This window comes from Actinocatenispora comari, assembly GCF_017312725.1.
In the GTDB taxonomy this organism is placed as follows: Bacteria; Actinomycetota; Actinomycetes; order Mycobacteriales; family Micromonosporaceae; genus Actinocatenispora; species Actinocatenispora comari.
This window is the reverse complement of the sequence record NZ_BOPO01000133.1, coordinates 16523-42676: the sequence shown is the minus strand read 5'-3', so window position 1 is coordinate 42676 and position 26154 is coordinate 16523. Positions and strand designations below refer to the sequence as shown.

The 26154-nt window shown below is 74.2% G+C and carries 29 protein-coding genes, 1 tRNA gene and 1 other RNA gene; 17 read left to right on the top strand and 14 right to left on the bottom strand.

Annotated elements, in window-relative coordinates:
• Positions 1-9: 9 nt before the first annotated feature.
• Positions 10-600, bottom strand: coding sequence for a TetR/AcrR family transcriptional regulator (locus NUM_RS33285; RefSeq protein ID WP_207128899.1), 591 nt, complete (start codon positions 598-600; stop codon positions 10-12).
• Between the two features lie 85 nt (positions 601-685).
• Between NUM_RS33285 and NUM_RS33280 the strand changes: the two genes are divergently transcribed.
• Both NUM_RS33280 and NUM_RS33275 read left to right on the top strand, forming a co-directional pair.
• Positions 686-1672 carry an aldo/keto reductase gene (locus tag NUM_RS33280; protein WP_207128898.1) on the top strand — a complete coding sequence of 329 codons (987 nt, stop codon included), beginning with the start codon at positions 686-688 and terminating at the stop codon, positions 1670-1672.
• A gap of 37 nt (positions 1673-1709) precedes the next feature.
• Entirely contained in the window at positions 1710-2063 is a 354-nt protein-coding gene (locus NUM_RS33275; RefSeq protein ID WP_207128897.1) for a hypothetical protein, read from the top strand.
• A 27-nt stretch (positions 2064-2090) separates the two neighbouring features.
• On the opposite strand, the gene NUM_RS33270 is transcribed toward NUM_RS33275, so the two are convergent.
• Together NUM_RS33270 and NUM_RS33265 are read right to left on the bottom strand one after the other, a co-directional pair.
• A complete protein-coding gene (locus NUM_RS33270) occupies positions 2091-2894 on the bottom strand; it encodes a hypothetical protein (protein WP_207128896.1) in 804 nt (267 codons plus the stop codon).
• Between the two features lie 2 nt (positions 2895-2896).
• Positions 2897-3745: a hypothetical protein gene (locus tag NUM_RS33265; RefSeq protein WP_207128895.1), complete on the bottom strand. Its 849-nt coding sequence runs from the start codon at positions 3743-3745 to the stop codon at positions 2897-2899.
• A 286-nt stretch (positions 3746-4031) separates the two neighbouring features.
• Here NUM_RS33265 and NUM_RS33260 point away from each other — a divergent pair, with 286 nt between their 5' ends.
• Positions 4032-4709 (top strand): Sua5/YciO/YrdC/YwlC family protein, encoded by a 678-nt coding sequence (locus NUM_RS33260; protein WP_207128894.1) that lies wholly within the window; start codon positions 4032-4034, stop codon positions 4707-4709.
• 79 nt (positions 4710-4788) lie between these two features.
• Here the strand turns inward: NUM_RS33260 and NUM_RS33255 are convergent, their stop codons facing one another.
• Positions 4789-5691 carry an alpha/beta hydrolase family protein gene (locus tag NUM_RS33255; protein WP_207128893.1) on the bottom strand — a complete coding sequence of 301 codons (903 nt, stop codon included), beginning with the start codon at positions 5689-5691 and terminating at the stop codon, positions 4789-4791.
• A gap of 103 nt (positions 5692-5794) precedes the next feature.
• On the opposite strand from NUM_RS33255, the gene NUM_RS33250 reads away from it, so the two are divergent.
• Positions 5795-5941: a hypothetical protein gene (locus NUM_RS33250; RefSeq protein ID WP_207128892.1), complete on the top strand. Its 147-nt coding sequence runs from the start codon at positions 5795-5797 to the stop codon at positions 5939-5941.
• 22 nt (positions 5942-5963) lie between these two features.
• Here the strand turns inward: NUM_RS33250 and NUM_RS33245 are convergent, their stop codons facing one another.
• Positions 5964-6845: an SDR family oxidoreductase gene (locus NUM_RS33245; RefSeq protein ID WP_207128891.1), complete on the bottom strand. Its 882-nt coding sequence runs from the start codon at positions 6843-6845 to the stop codon at positions 5964-5966.
• A gap of 83 nt (positions 6846-6928) precedes the next feature.
• Between NUM_RS33245 and NUM_RS33240 the strand changes: the two genes are divergently transcribed.
• From NUM_RS33240 to NUM_RS33225, 4 genes are all read left to right on the top strand, one after another.
• Positions 6929-7507 (top strand): TetR/AcrR family transcriptional regulator, encoded by a 579-nt coding sequence (locus NUM_RS33240; protein WP_207128890.1) that lies wholly within the window; start codon positions 6929-6931, stop codon positions 7505-7507.
• Between the two features lie 102 nt (positions 7508-7609).
• On the top strand, positions 7610-8143 hold the full coding sequence (locus NUM_RS33235; protein WP_207128889.1) for an RNA polymerase sigma factor: 534 nt from the start codon (positions 7610-7612) through the stop codon (positions 8141-8143).
• The gene (locus tag NUM_RS33230; protein WP_207128888.1) at positions 8136-9383 is read left to right on the top strand and encodes a VOC family protein; all 1248 of its coding nucleotides are present in this window, start codon (positions 8136-8138) and stop codon (positions 9381-9383) included. Before NUM_RS33235 ends, NUM_RS33230 begins: the two co-directional genes overlap by 8 nt.
• A gap of 147 nt (positions 9384-9530) precedes the next feature.
• Entirely contained in the window at positions 9531-10496 is a 966-nt protein-coding gene (locus NUM_RS33225) for a GlxA family transcriptional regulator (RefSeq protein ID WP_207128887.1), read from the top strand.
• Between the two features lie 6 nt (positions 10497-10502).
• Here the strand turns inward: NUM_RS33225 and NUM_RS33220 are convergent, their stop codons facing one another.
• The 3 genes from NUM_RS33220 to NUM_RS33210 form a co-directional block, all read right to left on the bottom strand.
• Entirely contained in the window at positions 10503-10898 is a 396-nt protein-coding gene (locus NUM_RS33220; protein WP_207128886.1) for a hypothetical protein, read from the bottom strand.
• A gap of 468 nt (positions 10899-11366) precedes the next feature.
• Positions 11367-11439, bottom strand: a tRNA-Ala gene (locus NUM_RS33215).
• A 76-nt stretch (positions 11440-11515) separates the two neighbouring features.
• Positions 11516-12079, bottom strand: coding sequence for a YqgE/AlgH family protein (locus NUM_RS33210; protein WP_207128885.1), 564 nt, complete (start codon positions 12077-12079; stop codon positions 11516-11518).
• Between the two features lie 360 nt (positions 12080-12439).
• On the opposite strand from NUM_RS33210, the gene NUM_RS33205 reads away from it, so the two are divergent.
• Together NUM_RS33205 and NUM_RS33200 are read left to right on the top strand one after the other, a co-directional pair.
• Entirely contained in the window at positions 12440-13255 is an 816-nt protein-coding gene (locus tag NUM_RS33205; protein ID WP_263975159.1) for an S-methyl-5'-thioadenosine phosphorylase, read from the top strand.
• A complete protein-coding gene (locus NUM_RS33200; RefSeq protein ID WP_225919019.1) occupies positions 13252-14319 on the top strand; it encodes an NAD-dependent epimerase/dehydratase family protein in 1068 nt (355 codons plus the stop codon). The genes NUM_RS33205 and NUM_RS33200 overlap by 4 nt, the downstream gene beginning before the upstream one ends.
• A gap of 304 nt (positions 14320-14623) precedes the next feature.
• Here NUM_RS33200 and NUM_RS33195 read toward each other — a convergent pair whose 3' ends face one another.
• Genes NUM_RS33195 through NUM_RS33185 form a run of 3 tightly spaced genes read right to left on the bottom strand, consistent with a single transcriptional unit; the run spans position 14624 to position 18149 of the window.
• Positions 14624-15631: a sensor histidine kinase gene (locus NUM_RS33195; protein ID WP_207128884.1), complete on the bottom strand. Its 1008-nt coding sequence runs from the start codon at positions 15629-15631 to the stop codon at positions 14624-14626.
• Positions 15628-16347, bottom strand: coding sequence for a response regulator transcription factor (locus NUM_RS33190; RefSeq protein WP_225919025.1), 720 nt, complete (start codon positions 16345-16347; stop codon positions 15628-15630). Before NUM_RS33190 ends, NUM_RS33195 begins: the two co-directional genes overlap by 4 nt.
• On the bottom strand, positions 16344-18149 hold the full coding sequence (locus tag NUM_RS33185) for a TrbL/VirB6 family protein (RefSeq protein ID WP_207128883.1): 1806 nt from the start codon (positions 18147-18149) through the stop codon (positions 16344-16346). Before NUM_RS33185 ends, NUM_RS33190 begins: the two co-directional genes overlap by 4 nt.
• Positions 18150-18281: 132 nt before the next feature.
• Here NUM_RS33185 and NUM_RS33180 point away from each other — a divergent pair, with 132 nt between their 5' ends.
• From NUM_RS33180 to NUM_RS33155, 6 genes are all read left to right on the top strand, one after another.
• Complete coding sequence (locus NUM_RS33180; RefSeq protein ID WP_207128882.1) at positions 18282-18956, top strand: glycosyltransferase family 2 protein; 675 nt, start codon at positions 18282-18284, stop codon at positions 18954-18956.
• Positions 18953-19642, top strand: coding sequence for a TIGR04282 family arsenosugar biosynthesis glycosyltransferase (locus NUM_RS33175; RefSeq protein WP_207128881.1), 690 nt, complete (start codon positions 18953-18955; stop codon positions 19640-19642). The genes NUM_RS33180 and NUM_RS33175 overlap by 4 nt, the downstream gene beginning before the upstream one ends.
• Positions 19639-20352 carry a class I SAM-dependent methyltransferase gene (locus NUM_RS33170; protein ID WP_225919018.1) on the top strand — a complete coding sequence of 238 codons (714 nt, stop codon included), beginning with the start codon at positions 19639-19641 and terminating at the stop codon, positions 20350-20352. Before NUM_RS33175 ends, NUM_RS33170 begins: the two co-directional genes overlap by 4 nt.
• A complete protein-coding gene (locus NUM_RS33165) occupies positions 20328-21545 on the top strand; it encodes a molybdopterin-dependent oxidoreductase (RefSeq protein WP_207128880.1) in 1218 nt (405 codons plus the stop codon). The genes NUM_RS33170 and NUM_RS33165 overlap by 25 nt, the downstream gene beginning before the upstream one ends.
• Positions 21542-21979, top strand: coding sequence for a hypothetical protein (locus NUM_RS33160; protein ID WP_207128879.1), 438 nt, complete (start codon positions 21542-21544; stop codon positions 21977-21979). The genes NUM_RS33165 and NUM_RS33160 overlap by 4 nt, the downstream gene beginning before the upstream one ends.
• Positions 21980-22156: 177 nt before the next feature.
• Complete coding sequence (locus NUM_RS33155; protein ID WP_207128878.1) at positions 22157-22816, top strand: DedA family protein; 660 nt, start codon at positions 22157-22159, stop codon at positions 22814-22816.
• A gap of 49 nt (positions 22817-22865) precedes the next feature.
• Here NUM_RS33155 and NUM_RS33150 read toward each other — a convergent pair whose 3' ends face one another.
• On the bottom strand, positions 22866-23330 hold the full coding sequence (locus NUM_RS33150; protein ID WP_225919017.1) for a hypothetical protein: 465 nt from the start codon (positions 23328-23330) through the stop codon (positions 22866-22868).
• A gap of 180 nt (positions 23331-23510) precedes the next feature.
• On the opposite strand from NUM_RS33150, the gene NUM_RS33145 reads away from it, so the two are divergent.
• On the top strand, positions 23511-24761 hold the full coding sequence (locus NUM_RS33145) for a C39 family peptidase (RefSeq protein WP_207128877.1): 1251 nt from the start codon (positions 23511-23513) through the stop codon (positions 24759-24761).
• A gap of 228 nt (positions 24762-24989) precedes the next feature.
• On the opposite strand, the gene ssrA is transcribed toward NUM_RS33145, so the two are convergent.
• Positions 24990-25361, bottom strand: a transfer-messenger RNA (tmRNA) gene (gene ssrA, locus NUM_RS33140).
• A gap of 91 nt (positions 25362-25452) precedes the next feature.
• The gene (gene smpB / locus NUM_RS33135; protein WP_207128876.1) at positions 25453-25932 is read right to left on the bottom strand and encodes an SsrA-binding protein SmpB; all 480 of its coding nucleotides are present in this window, start codon (positions 25930-25932) and stop codon (positions 25453-25455) included.
• Positions 25933-26154 lie beyond the last annotated feature (222 nt).

Below are 26154 nucleotides of genomic sequence, written 5' to 3'. Positions count from 1 at the left end.
CGGCGATGGTCAGGCTCGGGGCGGGCGGAGCGCGTCGACGAGCAGGTCGAGCATCGGGTCGATGCGGTCCGCGTTGTCGCCGGAGGCGGTCGCGAGGAAGCTGCCCAGCAGCATCGTGGTCACGTCGTACGGGTCGGCGTCGGCGCGCAGCACGCCGGCGGCGGCGCCGGCGTCGAGGATGCGTCCCATGGCGACGCTGAGCCGTTCCCGGGTGTTCGGCGTGGCGATCCGGCCGCTGGCCCAGCCGGCACGCAGGGTGTCGGCCATCCCCCGCTTCGCGGCGAAGAACCGCGCGTACCCGCCCATCCAGGCCCGCAGCGCCACGTCCGGCGGATGCCTTTCCAGCAGCTCGTCGGCGCTGTCGGTGAGCGCCGCCAGCTCGCTCGCGTACACCGCCTCGACCAGCGCCTCCCGGGTCGGGAAGTTGCGGTACAGGGTGCCGACGCCGACGCCGGCGTCGCGGGCGATGTCCTCCAGCGGTACCGGACCGTCGGCGTCGGCGAACGCCGCCCGGGCGGCGCGGACCAGCTTGTCCCGGTTGCGCTGCGCGTCGGCGCGCGGCGCCCGGGCGGTCTTCTCCCCGGATTTCTCCCCAGCCAAAGCGGAGGCACCTCCAGAACAGTGCTACCGTCGATGAAGCGGAGGTAATTCCGCTTAGGTCCATCGTCGCACACCGGAGGTCGCCATGCCCACGAACCGTCCGTACCCAGCCGGCACGAGCCACCAGGCCGCCGCCGACCGGACCCGACTCGGCGCGCCGCACGCCGGCGGGGCCGGGACGCTCGGCCGGCACACCGTCTCCCGCATCGGGTACGGCGCGATGCAGCTGGACCGGCTGCCCGACGACCGTGCCGGTGCCCTCGCCGTACTGCGCCGAGCGGCCGAGCTCGGCGCCGACCACGTCGACACCGCGCAGTTCTACGGCGACGGGTACGTCAACGAGCTGATCCGCGACGCGTACCGGCCGGCGGACGGCATCGTGGTCGTCACCAAGGTCGGCGCCGACCCCGATCCGGGCGCCCGCATCCCGATCCGTCCCGCCCAGCGGCCCGAGCAACTGCGCGCCAGCGTCGAGGACAACCTGCGCAGCCTCGGCCTGGACCAGATCCCGGTGGTCAACCTGCGCCGGCTCGGCGACAACGGCCCCCGGATCCGCGCCACCGGCGACCAGGTGGTCGCGCTGGACGACCAGCTCGCCGCGATGACCGCGCTGCGCGACGAGGGCAAGATCGGCGCCATCGGGCTCAGCGGGGTGACCGAGGACGAGCTGCGCCGGGCGCTGCCGGCGGGCATCGTCTGCGTGCAGAACGCGTACAGCCTGGTCGCCCGGGACGACGAGGCGACGCTGCGGCTGTGCCAGGCCGAGCAGATCGCCTGGGTACCGTTCTTCCCGCTCGGCGGCGCGTTCCCGGGCATGACCCACGTCGCGGACGTACCGGCCGTCGTCGCCGTCGCCGAGTCGCTCGGCGTCACCGCCGCCCAGGTCGGCCTGGCCTGGCTGCTCCGGCACTCCGCCAACACCCTGCTCATCCCCGGTACGGCGAGCATCGAGCACCTGGCGGCCAACATCGCCGCCGGCAGCGTCGAGCTCCCCGACGACGCCCTCGCCGCCCTCGATGCGGCACCCACCCACTCCACCGATCTGCCGATCGACGAACCGACCCGCCCCTGACCCACCGGCCGCGGGACGATGGGGCGGGAGGTGCGCGATGGGACGGGTACTGGTGGTGGGGTTAGATCCGGCCCGGCTGCACGGTTGGGATCCGGAGCCGGTGCTGGCGGCGATCGCCCGGGGGAAGGAGCGCGCCCGGGCACTCGACGTGGACGCCGACTGGTGCCTGGTCGACCTCGACGACTCCCCGGAGGCCACGATCACCGCGGCACTGCGCGGCGGCGACTACGAGTGCGTGGTGATCGGGGCCGGGATCCGCACCTACGAACCGCTGCTGGAGCTGTTCGAGCGGGTGATCAACCTGGTCCGGCGGCACGCGCCGGCCGCGGCGATCGCGTTCGACAGCACGCCGGACGACTGCGCCGACGCCGCGCTGCGCTGGCTGTCCTGACCGGGAGTCACCCCGGCGCCGGCGGGATCAGTGGGCTCCCAGCGGGATCCGGCGCGACCTGAACGCGTCCCGCAGGATCGTCAGCCCCTTCATCCCGGGCAGGTTGCCGATGTGCCCGTCGATCCGGTCGATCTGCTCACCACCGGCGGCTCCGGCGAACAGGTGGCCCATCACGTGGGTGACCTCCGCGTCGGGCATCACGCCGGAGCCGACCGGGCCCCAGAACTTGCGCAGCGCGTACCGGGTGAGCAGTTGCGCCTTGCGGCTGCGTTCCAGCCGGCGACGTGCCTGCGAGGCGTAGAACGCCACGTGCCGGGTCTCCTGCTTGGCGATCCGGCGCAGCAACGGGCTCAGCGCCGGGTGCGACTCCATCGCCGCGAGCCGCTGGTACGCGGCCGCCGCCGACCACTCGTTCGCCGCACCCCAGCTCATGTGTACGGCGATGAAGTCGGCGCCGACGAGCATCCCGGCCAGCGCCTGCCGGACCGGGGCCAGCTTGTCCTTCCAGCCGGCGCGCAACCGGGTGGCCTTCAGCGCGTCGTAGTCGACGGTGATGCCGTGCTCGCCGAGTACCGCGGCGAGCGCCTCGCCGTGCCAGTACTCCTCCCGGTTCCAGATCGTCATGAACGTGTTGACCTCGCCGTCGACCTGGGACGGGGTCATCAGCATGTCGCGCATGTAGCAGACGGTGTGGAACTCGATGTCGCACATGTACCGCAGGCAGCGCAGCGTCTCCGGGGGCAGCGGATCGGTGCGGAAGCTGGCGAAGTCGAGATCCTGCCAGTCCATCCGTCTGGAGTCGCGGGCAAACTTCGTGGTGTCGAACGCCATGGTCACTTCACCCTTCGGATGCGCAGGACGGTGCTGCGCCTCGGTGCCAGCAGCGCGACCCGGTACCCGCCGAGGCCGAGCGCGTTGATCCGTTCCGTGATGCGGGAGAGGCTCCCGGGGTCGCCGCGTACCAGCCGGCGCAGCGCGCGCAGGTGCGCGGCGCCGAGCCCGGCGTCGGCCGGCCAGCCGATCCGGCGCAGTGCCAGGGCGACCAGCCGCCGTCCGTTCCCCCGCTCCGGCAGTCGCAGCGCGAACGCCAGCCGCAGGATCTCGGCGTGCTCGGCCTTCACCCGCCGGATGTCCGCGACCACCTCGGCCGACCGGTCGTCCGGCACCTCGGCGGTCAACGCCGCGTACACCTCGTCGAGCACCCACTCGTCGACCAGGCACTGCAGGACGTGCACGGCGACCATCGGCGGGCCGACCAGGTTGGTGGCGATCGCCGTACCGAGCAGCCACACCCGCTCGCGCCGGTCCCGGCGCAGTGCGGCCCGATCGACGGGCGGCTCCGCACCGTCGGCCGGGATACCGGCGGTGCCGTCGCCCGCGTGGGCGGCGCCGAGCTGGTCGAGCCGGTCGGCGATCCAGTACCGCTCGTAGGCCCAGGTGGAGAAGAACGCGGTCAGTCGCGCGTCCAGGTGAGTCGGCGAGACGAGCATCCGGCGCAGCCGCGGGATCGTGGACCGCTCCAGCCGGGCCACGGCCCGTACCGCGGCGGCGAACTGCGGGTTCGCCACCGGCGCGGTCGGGTACTCGATGGGGTCGTGCACCTCGTCGGCCGCGGAGGCGTGCGCGCGCAGCCGGGCGTCGAGCGCCCGCACCGCGTCGTCGGAACCGATCGCACCAGTCACCGGCCACCCCCGGCGGCCACCACCGCACTTGAACCTTCAGGAAAGGCTAACCTAACCAGCCGATCTGCTCTTTGCAACAGATCGACGGCCGTCGCTGCGGATATGGTGACAGACGTCGCGGCGTCCCGGCTAGCGACGAACCTCTGTGAGTTCGGCGACGACGCACCGGCCGGTCCGACCGGCGCACCCGGCGTCCGCGCGAACCGCCGGCACGGTGCGGCCCGCGGCAGCCGCCGGCCGCTCTGAGACCCTTCCGTTGACGCCCCGTCGCTCGGAGGTGACCGTCATGCCCATCGTGCCGGCAACCGCGGCCGGAATCCGGTCCGCGAACAGCGAGCTGGCGGCGGGCCGGCCCGTGGTGGTGCCGTTCGCGCCGCCCCGCGCGTACGGCGTGGTCGGCCGCGACGGTGCGGCGGTCAACCTCGCGAAGGGCAGACCGGCCGACCAACCCGTCGGTACGGCGGTCGCCGACTTCGCGACGGTGACACCGTTCCTGCTGCTCGACGAGGACACCCGGGACCTCGCCCGGTGGCTCGCCGCCGAGCACTCCCTCAACCTGCTGCTTCCGGTCGGCGACGACGCACCGGCCTGGTTGCGACCGTCCACGTCGAAGGGCTGGCTCGGCCTGATGCTCGGGTTCCCCGCCCGGATCCGCGGGCTTCTCGACCGGCACGGTCACCTCTATGCCAGCAGCGCCAACCGCACCGGCGGCCCGGTGGCGGTCACGGCCGGCGCGGCGAACGCGGCGTTCGACGACCGGCTGCTGGTCGTCGACGGCGATCCGGACCGCGACCCGGCGATCCCGTCCGGCTCGGCGACGATGCTGCGGGTCGGCCCGGACCGCGCCCTCGAACTGGTCCGCCGGGGCAGCAACGACGCGACCTTCGCCGGCACCGCCGAGCAGTACCTCGCCGAGCTGTTGCGCCGCTGGGAGTCGGCGCACCCGACCGGCGCCCCGTCGTGAGCCCGGACGCCCCACCGGCGCTAGTCGTCGATGCCGTACCGGTCACCGCGCCCCGTCGTGAAACCGGGGACGCCCGCTGTCACTTGTCGTCGACGGCGTACCGGTCACCGGCCCCGCGCCGCAGCGCCGCCCACCCGTCCTGGTCGAGCCCGAACACGGCACGCAGGTACGCGGTGACCGCGGACGCCACCAGGGCGACCCGGTCCGGGTCCTCGTCGGTGGTCTCCGCGACGCTCTCGCCGGCGACGCCGCCCAGGGAGTGCTCACCGGCGGCGACGGTGAGCAGGCTCTTCGGCGCCGGGGCGAGGTGGTACGCGTCGGTGAACCAGTCCGGCCCGCGGGTGGACAGCGCGGAGCGGTCCCGGCCGCCGGCGACGACCAGCGCCGGCGCGCGCAGGGTGGTGTAGTCGGGCCGCATGAACGGCAGGTGCTCGGCCGCGAACGGGGTGAGCGTGTCACCGGTGCCCGTCGCCGCGATCAGCACGCCGGCCCGCGCCGCCGGGTGGCGGAAGTCCTCCCCCGGCACGCCGGCCGCGTCGAACACCCGCGCGCCGAGGACGGTACCGACGGTCTGCGCGCCCCAGGAGTGCCCGACGACGGCGACCCGATCGAGGTCGGTCCGGGCGTCCAGCCCGTCCGCCTCGGCGAGGATCGTGCCGAGCCGGTCGAGGATCGCGTGCAGATCGGCGATCCGGGCCCGCCAGATGGTGCCGTACCGCGGATCGTCGAGCCCGATGCCGTTGCGGCGGGAGTCGAGGTGGGTGGGCTGGACGACGACGAAGCCGGCCGCGGCCCAGCGGTCGACGAGCGGCTCGTAGCCGTCCATCGACCAGGCGTTGCCGTGCGAGAACACGATCACCGGCAGCCGCCGGCCGGTCCTGGGTGCGGTCACCTTGACCTGCAGGTCGAGGCCGCGGTCGAGGCGCGGAACGGTGATCGGCTTGATCGCGATCAGTTGCTGTTCGAGCTGGGGTGTGGGCATGGCTGCCGCTGCTTTCCGGTGCACGGCTCCGCCGATTTAGCGGAACGCTGTTCCGATTACTTTATCGGAACAGCGTTCCGATAACCACCGTGGCACCGGCCCGGTGGCGCGGATCACGGCCGCCCGGCGACGCCACGACTCCGGCGTGCCCGACGACCACGCGTACCGGCGGCATGGGGCCGAGCTGGCTGCCGCGCTCACCGCCGGGCACCGCATCCGGCACCCCGACGACGATGGCGGCGACCGGTGATCCACCGGCGAGCCGGAGGTGCTCAGGGCCGCAGGTTCTCCAGGTCGGCGAGCAGGCCGGGATGGCGCGGCAGCCAACCGAGCACCTCGCGGGTGTGCACGCTGGTGGCCGGCTGGTCCAGGGCGAAGAGCGGACCGAACGGCCCGAAGCTCTCCGCCGGTACCGTCCCGACCGGCAGGCCGAGCCGGCGGCCGACGACCGCCGCGATGTCGCGCACCGCGTCGCCCTCGTCGGCGACCGCGTGCCACGCACTGCCCGCCGGCGCCGACTCCAGCACGAGCCGGAACAGCACCGCCGCGTCGCGCGCGTGCACCGCGGGCCAGCGCTGAGTGCCGTCACCCGGGTAGCCGACGATCCCGGTGGCGCGCGCCCGCTCGGTCAGCAGCCCGGCGAACCCGCCCCGGCCGTCGGCGTGCACCGTGCGGGGCAGCCGGACGGCGGCGCTGCGCACCCCGCGGGACGCCCGCTCCAGCAGTGCGGTGACGGCCCGGCCGCGACCGCCCACCGGCCCCTCCGTGGGTAGCGGGTCGGCCTCGGTGGCGGCTCGCCCGGGCACCCAGGGGGTACCTGACACGGTGACCAGCGGGCGGTCGCTGCCGGCCAGCTCCTCGCTGAACACGGTGAGCGCGGCGGTCTCCTCGGCGATCGACCGGGCGAGTGCCTCCTCGGTGCTGTAGTCGGTGCCGAACGCGAGGCTGATCACGCCGTCGGACCGGGCCGCGCCGGCGCGCAGCACGTCGCGGTCGCTCAGCTGCCCGCGCAGCACCGCGGCGCCGGCGTCGGCGAGCGCCCGGGCGGACGTGTCCGAGCGAGCCAGCGCGAGCACGGTGTGCCCGGCGGCGAGCAGTTCGGGGACGACGGCGGAGCCGATGGTGCCGGTACCGCCGGTGACGAAGACCTGCATGAGCACTCCCGAAGTGACGAGACCTTTGTCCCGTCACTCTACACAGTGATGGGACCATTGTCCCGTCGCCTATGATGTGGGCCATGGCGCGATGGCAACCGGAGACCACCCAGCGGCTGATCGTCGCGGCCGTCGACCTGTTCGGCGAGCAGGGCTACGACGCCACCACCGTCGCGCAGATCGCCGAGCGGGCCGGCGTCACCAAGAGCACCTTCTTCCGGCACTTCACCGACAAACGGGAGCTGCTGGTCGCCGGCCAGGAGACGCTCAGCCGGCTGCTCGCCGAGGGCATCGCCGAGGCCCCCGCGGACGCCACCCCGCTGGCCGCGGTCGGCGCCGGCCTGGAACGCGTCTCCGGCGCGATGGGCCCGGCGAACCGCGAGCTCGGCCCGCGGCTGAAGGCCGCGGTGGCGGCCAGCACCGAACTGCAGGAACGGGACGCGCTCAAGAGCATCGGGCTCGCCGCCGCGATGACCACCGCGCTGCTCGCCCGCGGCGTACCGGAGGCGACCGCGCAGCTGGCGGCGGAGCTCGGCCTGCTCGCCTTCAAGCGCGGGTACGCGCAGTGGATCGAGGGCGATCGCGCGGACGACCAGGGGCTGGCCCACCACGCGCTCGCCGCGCTGCGCGAGCTGCACGCCGCGGCGACCTCGCTCGGCTGACCCGGCCGCGAACGAGCCGGCCCGCCGGCCGAGCCGGCACGCGCGCGGGACGATTCCGGCGGAGACCGTCGGAGTTTCGGCTCCCGCGACGACGATGAGGGTGTGGACGGAACGCAGGCTCCGGCCGACGACGCGGGCAGCGCACTGCTGGCCCTCTACGACCCGGCACTGCCGCAGGTGTACGGCTACCTGCTGCGCCGCTGCGGGCGCCGGGAGGTGGCCGAGGAGCTGACCTCCGAGACGTTCCTCGCCGCGGTCGACTCGGTGCGCCGCGGCATGCCACCGCGCATCGACGTCGGCTGGTTGATCGGCGTGGCCCGGCACAAGCTCGCCGACCATTGGCGCCGGCAGCAGCGCGAGCAGCGCAACCTGCGGGCCGTCGCGCTCGAACGCACCGCCGACGAGGACGACCCGTGGGACGGCCGGCTGGACGCGCTGCGCGCCCGCGCCACGCTGGACCGGCTCGCGCCGCAGCACCGCGCCGCGCTGACCCTGCGCTACGTCGACGACCTGCCGGTACCGCGGGTCGCGGCGCTGCTGGACCGTACCGTCCGGGCCACCGAGGCGCTGCTCGTCCGGGCCCGGCGGGAGTTCCGGACCGTCTACGCCGAGGGAGAGGGGGAGATCGATGACTGACCCGTTCGAGCAGCTGCGCGAGCCGGTGACACCGGTGGACCCCGATCCGGCCTTCGCCCGTACGCTGCGCGCCCGCGTCGAGCGGGCGCTGGCCCTGCCGTCAGGAGTGATCCCGATGACCACGATTGCCCCGGCCGAGACCGCGACCACGCCGCGGCCGGCCGCCGTGCCCTACCTCGCCGTCACGGACGCCCGAGCCGCGATCGACTGGTACGCCGAGGTTTTCGGTGCGGTGGTCGACGGCGAACCGGTCGTCATGCCGGACGGCCGGATCGGCCACGCCGAACTGACCCTCGGCGACGGCGTGCTCTACCTCGCCGACGAGCACCCGGAGATCGGCGTCGCCGCGCCGCGGCCGAACGCCGCCGCGGTGAGCCTGATGCTGCCGGTCCACGACGCCGACGCGGTCCGCGCCGCGGCGATCGACGCCGGCGCCACCGGGGACCGCCCGCCGTACGACGGGTACGGGGAGCGGATGGCGTGGATCGTCGACCCGTTCGGGCACCGCTGGGGGCTGCACTCGCCGCTCCCGGCGGCCGAACCGGCGTACCGGACCGGCGACGTCGGGTACGTGTCGCTGTGGGTACCCGACCGGGACCGGGCCGCCCGGTTCTACCGCGCGGTGCTCGGCTGGGACGTGCCGGCCGGGCACCGGCGGCACGTGTCCGGGCAGCTGCCGGCGATCGGGCTGTGGTCGACCGCCGAGGGCCCGACGCTGTTCTGCTGCTACGCGGTGGCCGACGCGCGCGCGGCGGCCGACGCGGTACGCGCCGCGGGCGGCAGCGCCGGCGAGCCGGTCGCCGAACCGTTCGGCACGGTCGTCGAGTGCGTCGACGACCAGGACACCGCGTTCGCGGTGTACCAGCCGCCGGCCGGCCCGGTGGGCACCCGCCCGCCCGCGAACGGCCGCCGGCGCGGCGATCTGGGCTACCTCACGCTGGAGGTGGTCGACTCGGTGAAGGCCCGCGCCTTCTACGGATCGGTGCTGGGCTGGCGGTTCGCGCCCGGCACCGTCGCCGACGGCTGGCAGGTCGAGGGACCGGTACCGATGACCGGGCTGTCCGGCGGGCACGAGCGGGCGACCGCGGTACCGCTGTGGCGGGTCGACGACGTCGCGGCGGCGGTGGCGGCGGTCCGGGCGCACGGCGGTACGGCGAGCGACCCGCAGCGTCAGCCGTACGGGTTGACCGCCGACTGCGCCGATGACCAGGGCCTGCGCTTCCACCTCGGCCAGCTCTGACCCGCCGCCCGCACGCGCCACCCGTGCCCCCGCTGGTTCCTCGACGCGGCGGATGGTCGGGGCGCCGCCGTTAGGCCCGTCGAGACCGCGGACGGGCCGGCCGTTCGGCCGGGCGGAAGGGGCGGCGCGCGGCGGTACGGTGTGCGGATGGACTCGCACCGGGTCGTGGTGATCGGGTACGACGACGCGGAGCTGGTCGACATCGCCTGCGTCACCTCCGCGTTCGCCCTCGCGAACCGGCTCGGCGCCGATCCCCGGTACCAGCTGGTGTTCGCGAACGTGTCGGGCGGCCCGGTCCGCTGCGAGACCGGGCTGTCCCTGGCGGCCCAGGCACGGCTCGACGAGGTCCGGCGCGCCGACACGGTGATCGTGTCCGGGGGCGGTGGTCATCGGGCCGCCGCGCGCGACGCCGAGCTGGTACGCCAGGTCCGACGGCTGGCCGCCGACGCGCACCGGGTCGCTTCGGTCTGCACCGGCGCCACCGTGCTCGCCGCGGCGCGGCTGCTGGACGGCAAGCGGGCGACCACGCACTGGCTGTACGCGGCCGAGCTCGAACGATCCTTCCCGCGGGTACGGGTCGATCCGGCACCGATCTTCGTGCGCGACGGCGCGGTCGCGACCTCCGGCGGGGTGACCGCCTCGCTGGATCTGACCCTGGCGTTCATCGAGGAGGACCACGGCGCCGAGCTCGCCCGGTGGGTGGCCATGGGCATGGTCACCTACCTGCAGCGGCCCGGCAACCAGGCGCAGATGAGCATGTTCACGTCCGCGCGGCGCCCCGACCACGCCACCGTACGGCTGGTGACCGATCACGTGGTCGCGCACCCGGACGCCGACCTGAGCGTCCCGGCCCTCGCCGCGCGTGCCGGCGTCAGCGCGCGCCAGCTGACCAGGCTGTTCCGCGAGCACGCCGGCGAGACCCCGGCCAGTGCGGTACGCCGGATGCGGCTGGAGATCGCGGCACGGCTCGCCGCGACCACCGACCTGCCGCTGTCCCAGATCGCGCACCGCTGCGGCTTCCGGTCGGCCGAGACGCTGCGCCAGGCGTTCGCCGACCGGTTCGGGGTGAGTCCCCGACGCTTCCGGCAGACCCAGGTGCGGTCCCCGTCGTAGGCCGGCTCAGGCCCGGCCGCTCGCGGTGACCGGCGCGCGGCGTACCAGTGCGACGGCGAAGGCGGCGGCGAACGCCAGGTGCACGACCACGAAGATCCGCGCGAGGTCGCGCGCGTCGCCGGTGACCACGCCCACGACGTCGTTCGCGGCGACGACGCCGAACCCGACCAGGTTCGCCAGCAGGACCGTCCGGCGCAGCCCCGACGGCGGTGCCTTGCGGGACATCCAGTTCAACACCGCGATGCCCAGGAGCGGACCACCGAGCAGCCGGAGCAGCGCGAGCAGTTCGGGTGAGGCGTCCGGCGGCACCGCGCCGACGCCGAACCGCGCCGGTACGAACAGCAGCGCGAGCCCGATGGCCCCCAGGTAGACGGCGGCTGCGGTGAGCAGGTACTTGACCATGACGACGACCTCTCGTCTCGACGTGCTCACATGGTGCGGGCCGAGACCGGCCGTCGGGGCCCGCGGACGCTCCCAGTCCGAATTCCTGGGTTTCCTGTCCCCAACCCTCCGCTTGCCGGGCCCCGCGCCCACCGTGAGGTTCGCAGACTCGAGACCCGACAAAAGCGACACAGTCCACCCACGCACCAGGAACCAACCGTGGGGTTCAGACCCACCGAGAAGCGAAAAGGCAAGCGGTCTGCCAGCGGCCCACACACGATGACCACCGCCGTGGGGTACGCGGGCCCCGCGGAGAAACAACGAGGGCGACGCGGCTCGCGCCTTCCGCGAACACCCCCAAAGAGCCCGCCCCAACCACCCACACACGGTGACCACCGCCGTGGGGTACGCGGGGCTCGGCCCCGCGGAGAAATAACGAGGGCGACGCGGTTCGCGCTTTCCGCGAACACACGCCGCCCAGAGAACTCGTGGAGCTGAGGGGACTCGAACCCCTGACCCCCACACTGCCAGTGTGGTGCGCTACCAGCTGCGCCACAGCCCCATGCCCGCCGCCTGAGCGACGTGCGGTGGCAAGTGTACACAGCCGGCGCGGACCGCCCAGGCGGGTACCCCCGGGGTCAGTTCAGCGACGGATCGGACGGGAACAGGGCGATGGCGGCGAGCAGCCCGCCCTGCCGGCGCAGCACCATCGACCACAGGTCGTCCGGGCGGGGGAAGAACGCGTCGCCGGGCAGCCCGTCGAACACCAGCCAGGAGCCGGTGTCGATCTCCGACTCGAGCTGGCCGGCCTCCCAGCCGGCGTAGCCGGAGAACACGCGCACCCCTTCGATGCCCTCGTCGACGTCGTCCGGCCCGGCCGGCAGGTTGACCGAGCAGACCGGGCCGGCGACGCGGGTGACGCCGCGAACGTCGCGCTCCGGCCGGACCCGGGCGAGGCAGATCGCCGCCTCGGGCTGGACCGGGCCGCCCTCGAACACCACGCCCGGGTCGCTGGCGCGGTCGGCCCACCCGCCGAGCGCCTCGATGTCGCTGACCGGCATCTCGGTCGCCCGGTTGAGGACGACGCCGAGCGCGCCGCCGCGCTCGTGGGCGAGCAGCAGCACGACGGTGCGCTCGAAGTTCGGATCACGCAGGGCCGGGGTGGCGACGAGGAGTCGCCCGGTGAGCGACTCGACCGCCATGTCCCCGATCCTTCCTGGCTCGTGCCGCACGCCCGCCTCCCCTGCCGTACCGGTGACCCGCCGGCCACCGCTGTCCCGAACGCTATCGACGTGCACCCCTCGCGCGGAAGTCGAAGTGCGTAACGCCAGCTAACAAGATTGTTGAGATTGCGGTCACGAACAGTGTCGGAAACCCGTCCTTCGGCGGACGCCCGCCACGTCCGACCGGTACCAGCCGCAGGTGAGCGGCGATGGCGACGCCACGACGATCGGTGACGATCGGGCCGTCACCGATCGGTAATCGGGTGCCGGCGGTACGGCCGACAGAATGGTGGGGCGACCCGTGACCGACCGGTGCGGGCAGGAGCGAGAGGTGGTCCGGTGACCGAGGCGAGCGCGGAACCGGTGGCCGACGTCGGGGTGATCGGCGGGTCCGGCTTGTACGAGTTGCTGCCCGACGTGGTCGAGCACGTCGTCGACACGCCGTACGGGCCGCCGAGCGACCCGGTGATGGTCGGTGCCGTACCGGGCGGGCGGCGGGTGGCGTTCGTGCCGCGGCACGGTCGTGACCACCGCTTCCCGCCGCACCGCATCCCGTACCGGGCGAACCTGTGGGCGCTGCGCTCGCTCGGGGTACGGCAGGTGCTGGCGCCGTGTGCGGTGGGCTCGCTGCGGCCGGAGTTCGGGGCGGGCACGTTCGTCCTACCGGACCAGCTGGTCGACCGGACCAGCGGACGGGTGCAGACCTACTACGACCAGGGTGCGGTGCACGTCTCGTTCGCCGACCCGTACTGCCCGGTCGGGCGCGAGCGGGTGGCGGGCGTCGCGGCGGCCGCCGGTACCGACGTGGTCGACGGCGGCACCATGGTCGTGGTGGAGGGGCCGCGGTTCTCCACCCGGGCGGAGTCCCGGTGGTTCGCCGCGCAGGGCTGGTCGGTGGTGAACATGACCGGCCACCCGGAGGCGGTGCTGGCCCGCGAACTCGGGCTGTGCTACACGCCGATCGCGCTGGTCACCGACCTGGACGCGGGGATCGAGGTGGGCGCCGGGGTGAACCAGGACGAGGTGTTCGCGGTGTTCGCGGCCAACACCGAACGGATGCGCACGCTGTTGCTGAGCGCCGCCGCGGCACTGCCGGCCGAGCCCTCGTGCGGTTGCGCCGAGTCGTACCAGGAGGCCGGGGTGACGCTGCCGTGATCCTGGTGACCGGCGGCGCCGGGTTCATCGGCTCGCACGTGGTGGACGCGCTGCGCGCGGCCGGCGAGCCGGTGCGGGTGCTCGACTGCCTGCACCCCGCCGCACACCGCTCCGTACCGTCCTATGTGGACGGCGAGCTGGTGCGCGCGGACGTCCGGGACGCCGCCGCGGTGCGGGCCGCACTGTCCGATGTGGACGTCGTGGTGCACCAGGCGGCGATGGTCGGGCTCGGTGTCGACACCGCCGACCTGCCCGAGTACGTGGGTTGCAACGACCTGGGTACCGCCGTGCTGCTGGCCGAGATGGCCGCGGCCGGGGTGCACCGGCTGGTGCTCGCCTCGTCCATGGTGGTGTACGGCGAGGGCGGCTACGCGTGCGCCGAGCACGGGACGGTGCGGCCCGGGCCGCGGCGCGAGGCCGACCTCGCCGCCGGCCGGTACGAGCCGCCCTGCCCGCACTGCGGCGCCTGGCTGCGGCCGCGCAACGTCGCCGAGTCCGCCCCGCTGGATCCTCGGAACACCTACGCGGCGACGAAACTGGCGCAGGAGCACCTGGCCGCGGCGTGGGCCCGGGACACCGGCGGATCGGTGGTCGCCTTGCGGTACCACAACGTGTACGGGCCGCGGATGCCGCGCGACACCCCGTACGCGGGGGTGGCGGCGCTGTTCCGCTCGGCGCTGGAGCGAGGCGAGGCACCCCAGGTGTACGAGGACGGCGCGCAGCGGCGCGACTTCGTGCACGTGCGCGACGTCGCCGCCGCGAACCTGGCAGCGGTGAGCGCGACCGCCGGCCCGCCCGCCCGGGCAGAGACGACGGAGCCCGCGACCGGGTTCCGGGCGTACAACGTGGCGTCGGGGCAGCCGCACACCGTCGGTGAGATGGCCGCCGCGCTGGCCGAGGCGTTCGGTGGGCCGGCGCCGGTGGTGACCGGCCGGTACCGGCTGGGCGACGTGCGGCACGTCGTCGCCGCGCCGGACCTGGCCCGCAGCGAGCTCGGCTTCCGTGCCTCGATCGCGTTCGGCGACGGGATCGCCGAGTTCGCCGGTGCGCCGCTGCGCAGGTGAGACGCCCGCGGGTTGTCCACAGGGGTGGCGGTTGTGCACAGGCCGAGCTGTTGGGCGGGCGGCTCCCGAGGGTCGGCGGATAGAGTCGTTGCGGGGTCGCCCCCCGGGTGGGTGGGGTGTCTACTGTTACACCACCACGATCAACCCGAACCGACACGGCCCGGCCGAGCTCGCATGGTCACGCCTTGGGACGCCGGGCTCAGGCCTCCCGACGCCGGGCTCAGGCCTCCCGACGCCGGGCTCAGGCCTCCCGACGCCGGGCTCAGGGCTCCGGACGCGGTGATCTGGCCTTCGGACGCCGGGATCAGGCCGGCAGCCGGACCAGGAAGCGGCACCCGGTGTCCACGTTGGACACCGCCACTTCCCCGGCATGCGCCTCGACCAAGCCGCGCACGATGGCGAGGCCGAGCCCGCCGCCACCGCCGGCCGGCCGCGGGGTGCGGGCGGTCTCGCCGCGGAACGCCACGTCGAACACCCGGGGCAGGTCGGCCTCCGGGATGCCGCCGCAGGCGTCGGTGACCGCGAACCAGCCGTTCGCCCCGTCGTGCCCGCCGTCGACCGAGACCGTACCGTCCGGTGGGGTGTGCCGGATCGCGTTGCGCAGCAGGTTCGCCAGCACCCGGGACAGTTCCGGTTCGCTGGCCCGGACCACCGGCCAGTCGCCGGTCGCCGCGATCAGCCGGACCCGCTTGGCGGTAGCCAGCGGTTCGGCCGAGGCGACCGCGTCGGACACCAGGTCGCCGAGCGGCACCGCGGACAGCGACAGGCGCAGCGCGCCGGCGTTGATCCGGGACAGCTCGAACAGGTCGTCGACCAGCCCGGCCATCCGGTCGGTCTCGGTGCGGATCCGCCGGTGGTACTCGTCGACGGTGCCGCGGTCGGCGACCACGCCGTCCTCCAGCGCCTCGGCCATCGCGCGCAGCCCCGCCAGCGGGCTGCGCAGGTCGTGGCTGACCCAGGCGACCAGCTCGCGCCGGCTCGCCTCCAGCTGGCGTTCCCGGCGCCGCGCCTCGGCCGACCACATGCTCGCCGCGGCCAGCCGCCGGCCCTGCCACAGCGCGACCGCGAGGCTGACCGCACCGGCCACTGCGACGACGGTCAGCAGCACGGACAGGTCGTGCGGGGAGATGAACATCGCCAGCGCGGTACCGACGACGCCGGCGGCCATCGCCAGCACCGTCACCGCGATCAGGACGCACACGTGCACGGTCACCGACCAACCACGGCGCAGCCGCAGCAGCACCGCGCCCGGCACGGCGATCGCCAGCGAGCAGCCCAGCGCGATCAGCACCACCAGGATCCGGTCGGTCATCGCGCGTCTCCCCCGTCCGGCTGGTACCGGTAGCCGACACCCCACACCGTGACGATCCGGTGCGGTTGGGCCGGATCGCGCTCCACCTTCTCCCGCAGCCGGCGCACGTGCACGGTCACCGTCGAGTGGTCGCCGAACGTCCAGCCCCACACCTGCGCGAGCAGCTCCTCCCGCCGGTACGCGGTGCCCGGGTTGCGTACCAGGAACGCCAGCAGGTCGAACTCGCGTACGGTCAGGTTGAGCCGCTGCCCGTCCAGGGTGGCGATCCGCGCCGCGGTGTCGACCACCAGCGCGCCGTCGCGCACCACCTCCGGCTGCGCCGGCTCGACCGGCCGGTACGAGCGGCGCAGCACCGACTGCACCCGCAGCGCCAGCTCCCGCGGGCTGAACGGCTTCGTCACGTAGTCGTCCGCGCCGGTGGCGAGGCCGAGTACCCGGTCGGACTCCTCGCCGAGTGCGGTGAGCATGATGACCGCGACGTCGGCACCGGCGCGCATCCGCCGGCACACCTCGATGCCGTCCAGGCCGGGCAGCATCAGGTCGAGTACCACCAGATCGGGCCGGTAGTCGGCGAACTCGCGCAGCGCGTCCGGCCCGTCGGCGGCGAGCCGGACATCCAGGCCGTCCCGGTGCAGGTAGCGGGCAACCACGTCGGAGACGGTCGGATCGTCGTCGACCACCAGGACCCGGGCCGGCCGCTCGCTCACCGCACTCACCACCACGTCTCGATCGTCAGGGCGATCAGCACCGCCCAGCCCAGTTGTACCGCGAGCAGCAGCCGGCCGTAGCGGCGGATCGGCAGCATCGCCGTCAACGGCAGCATCAGCATCGCGAACGGAAGGTAGATGCGTTCCACCTCACCCTTGGACAGGTCGGACAGCAACGCACCGAGCACGGCGAGCGCGGCGGCCACCGGCAACACCAGCAACCGGAACCGCCGGAGCGATCCGGAACGGCGGGCGTCGGATCGCGCCCGGCCGCGCAGGAAGCCCAGCGCGGCGATCGTCGCCGGGCCGAGCACCACCGCCAGCGCGGCCGGGTTCGCGAGCAGGAAGTACCAGGTGGGCCGGTCCTGCCAGACGGTCGGCGGGTGTACGAACCGGGCACCGGTACGGGTGCGTTCGGCGGCCAGGGACAGCCCGTGCCACCAGTCGAAGCCGGCGAGCCGGGCCGCGAGCAACAGCGCCAGCACCGTCGCCGCCCCGATCAGCAACGGCCGGATCCGGTGCGGTGCAAGCAGCTCCCGCAGCGCCGTCGGCCACCTCGGGCGATCTCGCCCGAGGCCGTCCCCGCGGTCGATGCCGGCCGAACGCCCCCGTGCGGGGGCGAACAGCACCACCGCGACCGCCGGGAGCACGAGCAGGCTGAGGCCGTACGAGAGGAACAGGCAGCCGCCCAACGCGAGCCCGCCGACGACCGCCAGCAGCGCCGCACGCGCCCGCCGATCCGGAACGGCCGTGGCCCGGGCGGAGCCGCCGGTACGGGCGGAGCCGCCGGCACGGGCGGAGCCGCCGGCACGGGCGGAGCCGCCGGTACGAGCGGAGCCGCCGGTACGAGCGGAGCCGGCCGCACGCGAACGGCTCGTCGGAGCGAGGTCGAGGCCGCCCACACCGGCCGCAGGCGAACCGCTCGTCATGGTGCGCACGCCGGCCGCAGGCGAACCGCTCGTCGTGGCGCCCACGCCGGCCGCAGGCGAACCGCTTGTCGTGGCGAAGGCCAGGGCGCAGAGGCCGGCCGCGGCGACGCCGGCGAACAGGGCGTCGGCGCTGGTCGCGATCCACAGCGCGGCCGGCGCCAGCGGTACGAACAGCGCGGCGCGGCGGCCGGCACCGGGGCCGCCGTACAACCGGGTCAGCGCGAGCACGCTGGGCACCGCGAGGGCGCCGCCGGCGATGCACAGCGCGGCGGCCCAGCCGAGACCACCGAGTCCGATCCGGTCCAGCAGCACGAACACGCCGAGCGCGCCGGGCGGGTGACCGCCGACGTGCACCGCCCACACCGGGCCGTTGGCGGGATCGACCACGTGCCGGGCGAACGTGGCGAGGTAGTCGCCGAGGTCGGTCACCCGGGACACGTCGTGCGGGTACTGCTGGTACGGGGCGAGCGGCGCGGTCAGCCCGGCCGGCCCGTCCACCAGCGCCAGCGCCACCGACCAGCCGGCGGCGACCACAGTGGACAGTGCCAGCAGCGGCCGCCAGCGCAGCCGGAGCACGAGCCGCGGCCAACCCCAGTACGCCAGCGCCGCGGCCGCGACCGGTACCGCGAGCCAGCCGGTCACCGAGGATCGCCAGGACCCGGCGATCGGGTACGTCTGGCCGAGGTGCAGCGACCCCGCGATCCGCACCCCGGCCAGGTGGCAGCCCAGCACCAGCGCGCCGGCCACCGCGAGCGGAACCAGCGCCCGCGGCCATCGACCGGTACGCCGCGCCGGTGCGGCATCGACGCGGTCCGGGGCGGGGGCCAGGACCCCGACGCGGGTTCCCGACTCCCGGCCCGGTTTCGGTGCGGCACTGCTCACGCACCGACGCTAACCGACCGGGCGGGCGATCCTCATGTGCCGGCCGGCGACGTTCGCGGTTCGTAAGAACCGGGCCATCGCGTCACAAAGCCGTAAGGGTCACCGAACCGCCGGTGTGCCTAGGTTCTCGGCATGACCGACGTCATCCTGCCCTGCCTGAACGAGGCGGCGGCGCTGCCCTGGGTGCTGTCCCGGATCCCACCCGGCTGTACCGCGATCGTGGCGGACAACGGCTCGACCGACTCCTCGGCGGAGGTGGCCCGCGAGCACGGCGCCGTCGTGGTGCCGGTACCGCGTCGCGGGTTCGGCGCCGCCGCGCACGCCGGGCTGTGCGCGTCCACCGCCGAGATCGTCTGCTTCGCCGACGCGGACGGCTCCTGCGATCCGGCACAGCTGCCCGAGTTGCTCGCCCCGCTGCTGGACCACACCGCCGATCTCGTCCTCGGCCGCCGGGTACCCACCGACCGGTCCGCCTGGCCGACCCATGCCCGGTTCGCCAACGCCGTGCTGGCACGGCGGCTGCGCCGGCGGTACCGGGTGCCGCTGCGCGATCTCGGCCCGATGCGCGCCGGCTGGCGGCGGCCACTGCTGTCGCTCGGCCTGACCGACCGCCGCTTCGGGTACCCGCTGGAGATGGTGCTGCGCGCGGCAGCCGCCGGGTGGCAGCTGCGCGAGATCGAGGTGGACTACCGACCTCGCGCCGCCGGTACCCGGTCGAAGGTGACCGGTACCGTGCTCGGCACCGCCCGAGCGGCCCGCGACATGCGCCGGATCATGCGCGCCCTGCCGGCCGGGGGTGTCCGATGAGGACACAGCTGCTGGTGATCGCGAAGTGGCCGGCGCCGGGACGGGTGAAGACCCGGCTGTGCCCGCCCGCGACGCCGACGCAGGCGGCCCGGATCGCCGCCGCGGCACTGGACGACACGCTCGCCACCGTGTCGGCGACGCCCGCCGACCGGCGCACCCTGGTCGCCGCCGGCGAACCGCACCCGGACCATCCGGTACCGCACGCGGCCCGGTTCCCGGTCGTACCGCAGCGCGGGGACGGGCTTGCCGAGCGGCTGGTGCACGCGTTCACCGACACCGCGAGGCCGGACACCGCCGCGGTACTGGTCGGCATGGACACCCCGCAGGTGCGGGTGGCGCAGCTGACCGCGGCGCGCGACGCGCTGCGCACCGCCGACGCGGTACTGGGGCCCGCCGCGGACGGCGGCTGGTGGCTGCTGGGGCTGCGCCGGCCGGCGGACGCGGTGGCGCTGCGGGGAGTACCGATGTCCACGTCGGACACCGGTGCCGCGACGCTCGCCGCGTTGCACCGCCGCGGTCTTCGGGTGGCATCGCTGGAGACGCTGCGCGACGTGGACACCGCCGCCGACGCCCGCGCGGTCGCACCGTCCTGCCCGGCCGGCCGGTTCGCCGCCACCGTCGCCGCGGAGCTGGACACCACCGCCCCCGTGGGCTCGGGGCGGTCCGCGACGGAGGTGCCGGCATGACCGCGGTCTCGTTGGACACCGCCGGGGCCGGCCACAGCCCGGTCGCGATGTACGACGCCGCACTGGCCCGGCACGTGGCCGGCGCACCGGCGACGCTGACCGCGCACCCGGCCGCCGACTCGGTGTCGACCGCCGCTCCCCCGGGCACGACCGGTCCGACACCATCCACAGTGGACCTCGCCACCTGGTGCGCGGCGCCGAGCGAGACGGACCGGGCGCTCGTCGACCGGTGCACCGGAGCCACCCTGGACGTCGGGTGTGGCCCGGGCCGGTTCACCCTCGCCGTGGCCGCCACCGGCGTACCCGCGCTCGGCGTCGACATCGCCCCGGCCGCGGTCGCGCTGGTCCGCGCCCGCGGCGGGATCGCCCTGCGCCGGTCGGTGTTCGGCCGGCTGCCCGGCCGCGGCCGCTGGCAGCACGTGCTGCTGGCCGACGGCAACATCGGCATCGGCGCCGACCCGGTACGGCTGCTGCGACGCTGCCGGGAACTGCTCGCACCCGGCGGGACGGTACTGGTCGAGGTCGGGGCGCCCGGGTCGGGCAGCGGGACCGCGGCGCTCCGGCTGCGCGACGGGGAACGCTGCAGCGCCCCGTTCCGCTGGGCGTACCTGGCGGTGGACGCGCTGGCCGGCACCGCCGCCACGGCCGGGCTGCACGTCCGTACACAGTGGACGGAGGGTGGGCGATGGTTCGCCGAGCTGACCGGCTGAGGCGGCTCTGGACGGCCGACCCGGTCGCGCTGCTGCCCCGCCCGGTCCGACGGCGGGCGGCCACGATCGGGGCGCTGGTGCGCGACCGGTTGCCGGTGTTCGGTTCGTCGCTGCGGTCGACCCGGGTCACCTCGTGGCTGGGCATCGCGCTCGCGGTCACGTTCCCGGTCTGCTTCGCCACCGGGCTGGTCTCGCACCTGATCCAGCACCCGCCGGGCTGGTTCGACTGGCCGTCGACACCGACCCAGCTGTACCGCGTCACCCAGGGCGTGCACGTCGCGACCGGCATCGCCACCGTACCGATCCTGCTGGCGAAGCTGTGGTCGGTCTACCCGAAGCTGTTCGAGTGGCCGCCGGTGCGCAACCTGGCCCACCTGCTGTCCCGGCTGTCGGTGTTCGTGCTGATCGGCGCGGCGCTGGCACAGGTCACCACCGGCATCCTGAACATCGCCCGGTGGTACCCGCCGATGCCGTTCTTCTTCACCGTGGCGCACCACTGGCTGGCGTGGATCGCGATCGGCGCGTTGCTGGTGCACATCGCGGTCCAGCTCCCGACCGTACGCACCGCGCTCGCCCGCCACCCGGCCGATCCTGGTGGCGGGCACGCGGTGCGGCGGCGCGGGGTGCTCAGCGCGGTCGGTGCGGCGGTCGGCGTGGTCACGCTCGTCTCCGTCGGCCAGACCGTACGGCCGCTGTCCCGGCTGGACCTGCTCGCGCCGCGCCGGCCGGACATCGGCCCGCAGCACCTGCCGGTGAACAAGTCGGCCGTGGAGGCGGGCGTCAGCCGGGCCGACGACCGGTACCGGCTGCGCATCGACGGGCCGCGCCCGCGCACCCTGACGCTCGCCGAGCTGACCGCCCTGCCGCAGCGCACCGTCGCGCTGCCGATCGCCTGCGTCGAGGGCTGGAGCGCCACCGGGCACTGGACCGGCGTACCGATCCGGCACCTGCTCGCGCTCGTCGGCGCGCCGCCGGGCAGCCGGCTGCGGGTGTCCTCGGCGCAGCGCGGCGGCCTGTACCGGGCGGCGACGCTGCCGGCCGCGCACTGTCGCGATCCGCGCAGCCTGCTCGCGCTGCGGCTCAACGGCGCCGAACTCGACCTCGACCACGGCTACCCGTGCCGGGTGATCGCGCCCAACCTGCCCGGCGTGCTGCAGACCAAGTGGGTCGAGCACCTGGTGGTACTGCCATGAGAGCGGTCCGCGCCGCCCTCGTGGCGCTCGGCCTCGCCGGCGTCGGCTACGGCGCGCTGGGGCTCGCGACCGAGTCCCGGCCGGTCTCGGTCGGGCTGTTCGCCGTGGTCGCGATCCTCGGCCACGACCTGCTGCTGGCCCCGCTGGCGCTGCTGGTCGCGGTGCTGGCCCGCCGCGTGGTTCCCGCCGACCTGTACCCGGTGGTCCGCGGCGGCCTGATCGTCACCGGTGCCGTGGTCCTCGCGTTCCTGCCGACCGTGCTCGGGTTCGGCCACCGGACGACCAACCCGTCCGCGCTGCCGCTGGACTACCCGCTCGGCCTCGCCGTCACCCTCGCCGCGGTCTGGTTGGTCACCGCCGCCCTCGCCGTCCTGCGCCGGCGCCACCGGCGCACCGACGCGTCCGCGCCCTCCCGCCCTCGGGCGAAACCCTGAGCCGCCGCGGCCGCGACTCATTCGAAGGATGGAGAACCGGGTCGGCCGGGACCTTCCAAGGTGGGATGACACCGCTGGCGACCGCCGCCTAGGGTTTTCCCAGCGGTGGTCGCCGGCCCGCTCGGTCGAGCGGAGGCAGCGGCGGCGCACCGAGGGGGACGACCTGGAGGTGCGGCGGTGCACGGTGTGGAAGCGTGGCTCGGCACGATTCCCCCGATCGCCGTGTACCTGCTGCTGCTCGCGGTCATCGGCATCGAGTCGATGGGCATTCCGCTGCCCGGCGAGGTGGCGCTGGTCAGCGCGTCGCTGCTGGCCGCCACCGGGGCCGTCTCACCCTGGGGGGTCGGGATCTCCGCCGCGGCCGGGGCGATCATCGGCGACTCGATCGGGTACTGGATCGGCCGGCGCGGCGGACAGGCGGTGTTCGATCGGCTCGGCCTGCGGTTCCCGAGGCACCTCGGTCCGGACAAGATCGACCGGGCCCGGCGGACGTTCCACCGGCACGGCGTCTGGGCGGTGTTCTTCGGCCGGTTCGTCGCGCTGCTGCGCATCCTGGCCGGCCCGATCGCCGGCTCGCTGCGCATGCCGTACTGGAAGTTCCTGCTGGCCAACGCCGGTGGCGGGGTGTTCTGGGCGGGCGGCACGACGGCGGTCATCTACTTCCTCGGCCGGGCCGCGGAGCGCTGGCTGAAGGACTTCTCCTGGGCGCTGCTGGCCGTCGTGGTGCTCGGCGGGGTGGTGACCGCGCTGGTGGTCCGGCACCGGGCCCGGGCGATCCCCGCCGCCGAGCCGGAGCACGAGCCCACCGAGCCCCTCGCTCCCGCCAAGCGCGACTGAGGCGGTACGGCGACAGGCTCGTCGCCGTACCGTGCCGTGCCCGGGCGGTTCAGCCGGCCAGGGTGAGGGCGCCACCGACCACCAGCGCGAGCACCTTCGCCGACTCCAGCGCGACGTACGCGTAGTGCGCGTGCGAGCGCGGCGCGTCCTCGCCGGCCAGGACGGCGTTCGAGCGCCGGGTCAGCCGTGGACGGACCAGCGCCAGCTGCCCCACCAGCAGTACCGCCGCCGCCACGAGCAGCGCGACCGCCGGCGCCGGCAGACCGCCGAAACCGGCCGCGACCAGTACCAGCACCGCGAACGCGGCCTCGGCGACGTTCAGCGCGCGGAACACGATCCGGCCGATGCCCAGGCCGACCCGCAGCGTCACGTCCGGTGCCCGGAACTTCAGCGGCGCCTCCAGGAACGAGATCGCCAGCACCATGCCCAGCCAGGTGAACGTCACCGCGACGCCGAGCGCCGCCAGCCCGCTCACGATCGGCCGCCGATCGGCGCGCCGTCCCTCGATGTCCATCCCATGCGACCGAGTTTACACAAGTGATGTTTGTAAAAATCAGTCGGGAGTCGGGGGTCCCCGGCCGGCCCGGTTCCGCCCGTACGGACCCGGACGACACGCTCTAGCCAGCGGCGATGCGATCCGCTACCGTTTGGTGCAAATATTCCGAAGCACCAACTCTGGGCGGAGGAAAGTGCCATGAAGCGACGGACCGTGCTGGCCGGTGGTGCCGCACTCGCGCTCGGCGTCGTCGGCGCCGACCCGGCGTACGCGACCGGCGGCAAGCCCCGCTCGGACACCCGCAACATCGCCTACCACGCCTGGTCCGGTACCGAACTGGGCACGGGTACCGCGGCCGGCACCACGGTCGAGAGCGGCGCGATCGTGCTCGGCACGCCGATCGGCACCGTCGACTACACCGACCCGTACGGCGGGACCGCGACCTACGAGTACGGACAGTGGACGTCGCCGTCGGTCGACCCCGGCTTCGGCCTCACCCAACTGATCGGCTCCTGGAACGCCGACACCCCGGGCGGCAGCTGGCTGCAGGTCGAGATGCGCGGCCCCAACACCGGCTGGTACGTGCTGGGCCGGTGGTGCGCCGACGACACGTCGCTGCACCGCACCTCGGTCGGCGGCCAGTCCGACGCCACCGGTGACGTCGACGTCGACACGTTCGTCGCCGCCTCGGGCGTGACGCTGACCAGCTGGCAGCTGCGCCTCACCCTGTACCGGCCGGCCGGCGGCACCGACGCCCCGGCGGTACGGTCGATCGGCGCGGTGGCGTCCGCGCTGCCGAGCAGCAAACCCACCGCGAGCGAGCCCGGCGCCGCGGCCGGCACCGTCCTGGACGTGCCGCCGTACTCGCAGGAGATCCACTCCGGGCAGTACCCGCAGTGGGACGGCGGCGGCGAGGCCTGGTGCAGCCCGACCTCGACGTCGATGGTCGTCGCGTACTGGGGCACCGGGCCGACGGCCGACGACTACGCCTGGGTGGACCCGAGCTACGCCGACCCGTGGGTGGACCACGCGGCCCGCAACGTCTACGACTACCGGTACACCGGGTGCGGGAACTGGCCGTTCAACACCGCGTACGCGGCCCGGTTCGGTGGGCTGTCGACGTTCGTGACCCGGCTACGGTCGCTGGCCGAGGCGGAGCTGTTCATCCAGGCGGGGATCCCGCTGGTGCTGTCGGCGTCGTTCAAGAAGGGGGAGATCCCCGGGCTCGACTACGGCACGAACGGCCATCTGATGGTGCTCGCCGGCTTCGCCGCCGACGGCAGCCCGGTCCTCAACGACCCGTACTCCGCCTCCGACTCCGCCGTCCGCAAGACCGTCGGTCGCGCCGAGTTCGAATCCGCCTGGCTCACCACCTCCGGCGGCACCACCTACGTCATCCACACCCCCCAAACCCCCCTCCCGCCCACCCCCACCCAACCCAACTGGTAACCCCCGCCCAAACAGGGGTTCAAGCGGAGCGAAGCACTCCCACCCAACGCCAAGACCAGCGAGCGAAGCAAAGCGCCCGCACCCAACGACGGCGAGCACCTCAGCGAGTGAAGGGGGGTGCCGGGGGGCGAAGCCCCTCCGGCGCGGGGTGCGGGGGCCGCGCCCCCGCACAACATGACGAGGCGGACCGGCAAGCGCACAAGCGCGAGCACAGTCCGCCCATCCGACGAGTGGAGGTGCCGGGAATTGAACCCGGGTCCTTCGCTGTGTTGCCAGGGCTTCTCCGGGCGCAGCTCGCTATGCCTCTACTTGGCCCCATCGATCACGCGAGCGAGACGATGTGACAGGCCCAGCCGCTGTGAAAGTCCCGTCCGAGTTCCGCGGCCGAACTCGGACAGCAAGCCCTCTAGCTGATGCCGGCTACCGGACCGAAGGCACTTCCGGACCGACAGACTTGCTGTCGCCTCAGGCGGCGAGAGCGAAGTCAGCGCGCTTAGAGTTGGCGCTTTTTGGTTTCCGACGACCGATTAATGAGACGACGTCGGCTTCCTCAGCCCGCTTCCCCTGGCTCGACGTACGAAGTCGAAACCAGTCACCCCCCTGTTGAGTTGTACATCGATCTTAACGCCCGCCCGCCCCGGTTGTCTTCCCGGTATCGAGGCGGAGGGTGGCCGCCGCGCGGCGGGCCGGATCAGCTGGTGATGCCCTTGCGGCGGCGGCCCATCACGCGGGCGATCTCGCGGTCGGCGTCGCGCTTGGCGAGGTCCTGCCGCTTGTCCCAGGTCTTCTTGCCGCGGGCGAGGCCGAGCTCGACCTTGGCGTACCCGTTGTTGAAGTAGACCGACAGCGGGACGAGGGTGACGCCGGACTCGTTCAGCTTGCCGGCGATCTTCTCGATCTCGCGCCGGTTCAGCAACAGCTTGCGGGTGCGCCGCGGTGCGTGGTTGGTCCAGGTGCCGTTGACGTACTCCGGCACGTGCATGCCGTAGAGCCAGACCTCACCGCGGTCGAGGTGCGCGAAGGCGTCGGTCAGGGAGGCGCGGCCGGCCCGCAGCGACTTGACCTCGGTACCGGTCAGCACCATGCCCGCCTCGTACGTGTCGAGGATGGCGTAGTCGTGCCGGGCCCGCTTGTTCGACGCGACGAGCTTGCGCCCCTGTTCCCGTGGCACCGTTCCTCCACTCACCGAGAGGTTCCGCCGGGACGTCCCGCCGGCGCCTCTGTTGCCCGACCGAGCGCCCATGGTACGGGACCGGCCACCCACCGCGTCCAAGGAGTTTTCGCCGGACACGAACCGGCCGGGCGGCCCGCGGTGGGTCGCCCGGCCGGTACCGGTCGAACGTGCGTGTTCGGCGCCCGGCCGGTGGCGCGGGAGGCCCGAACAGACCCTGAG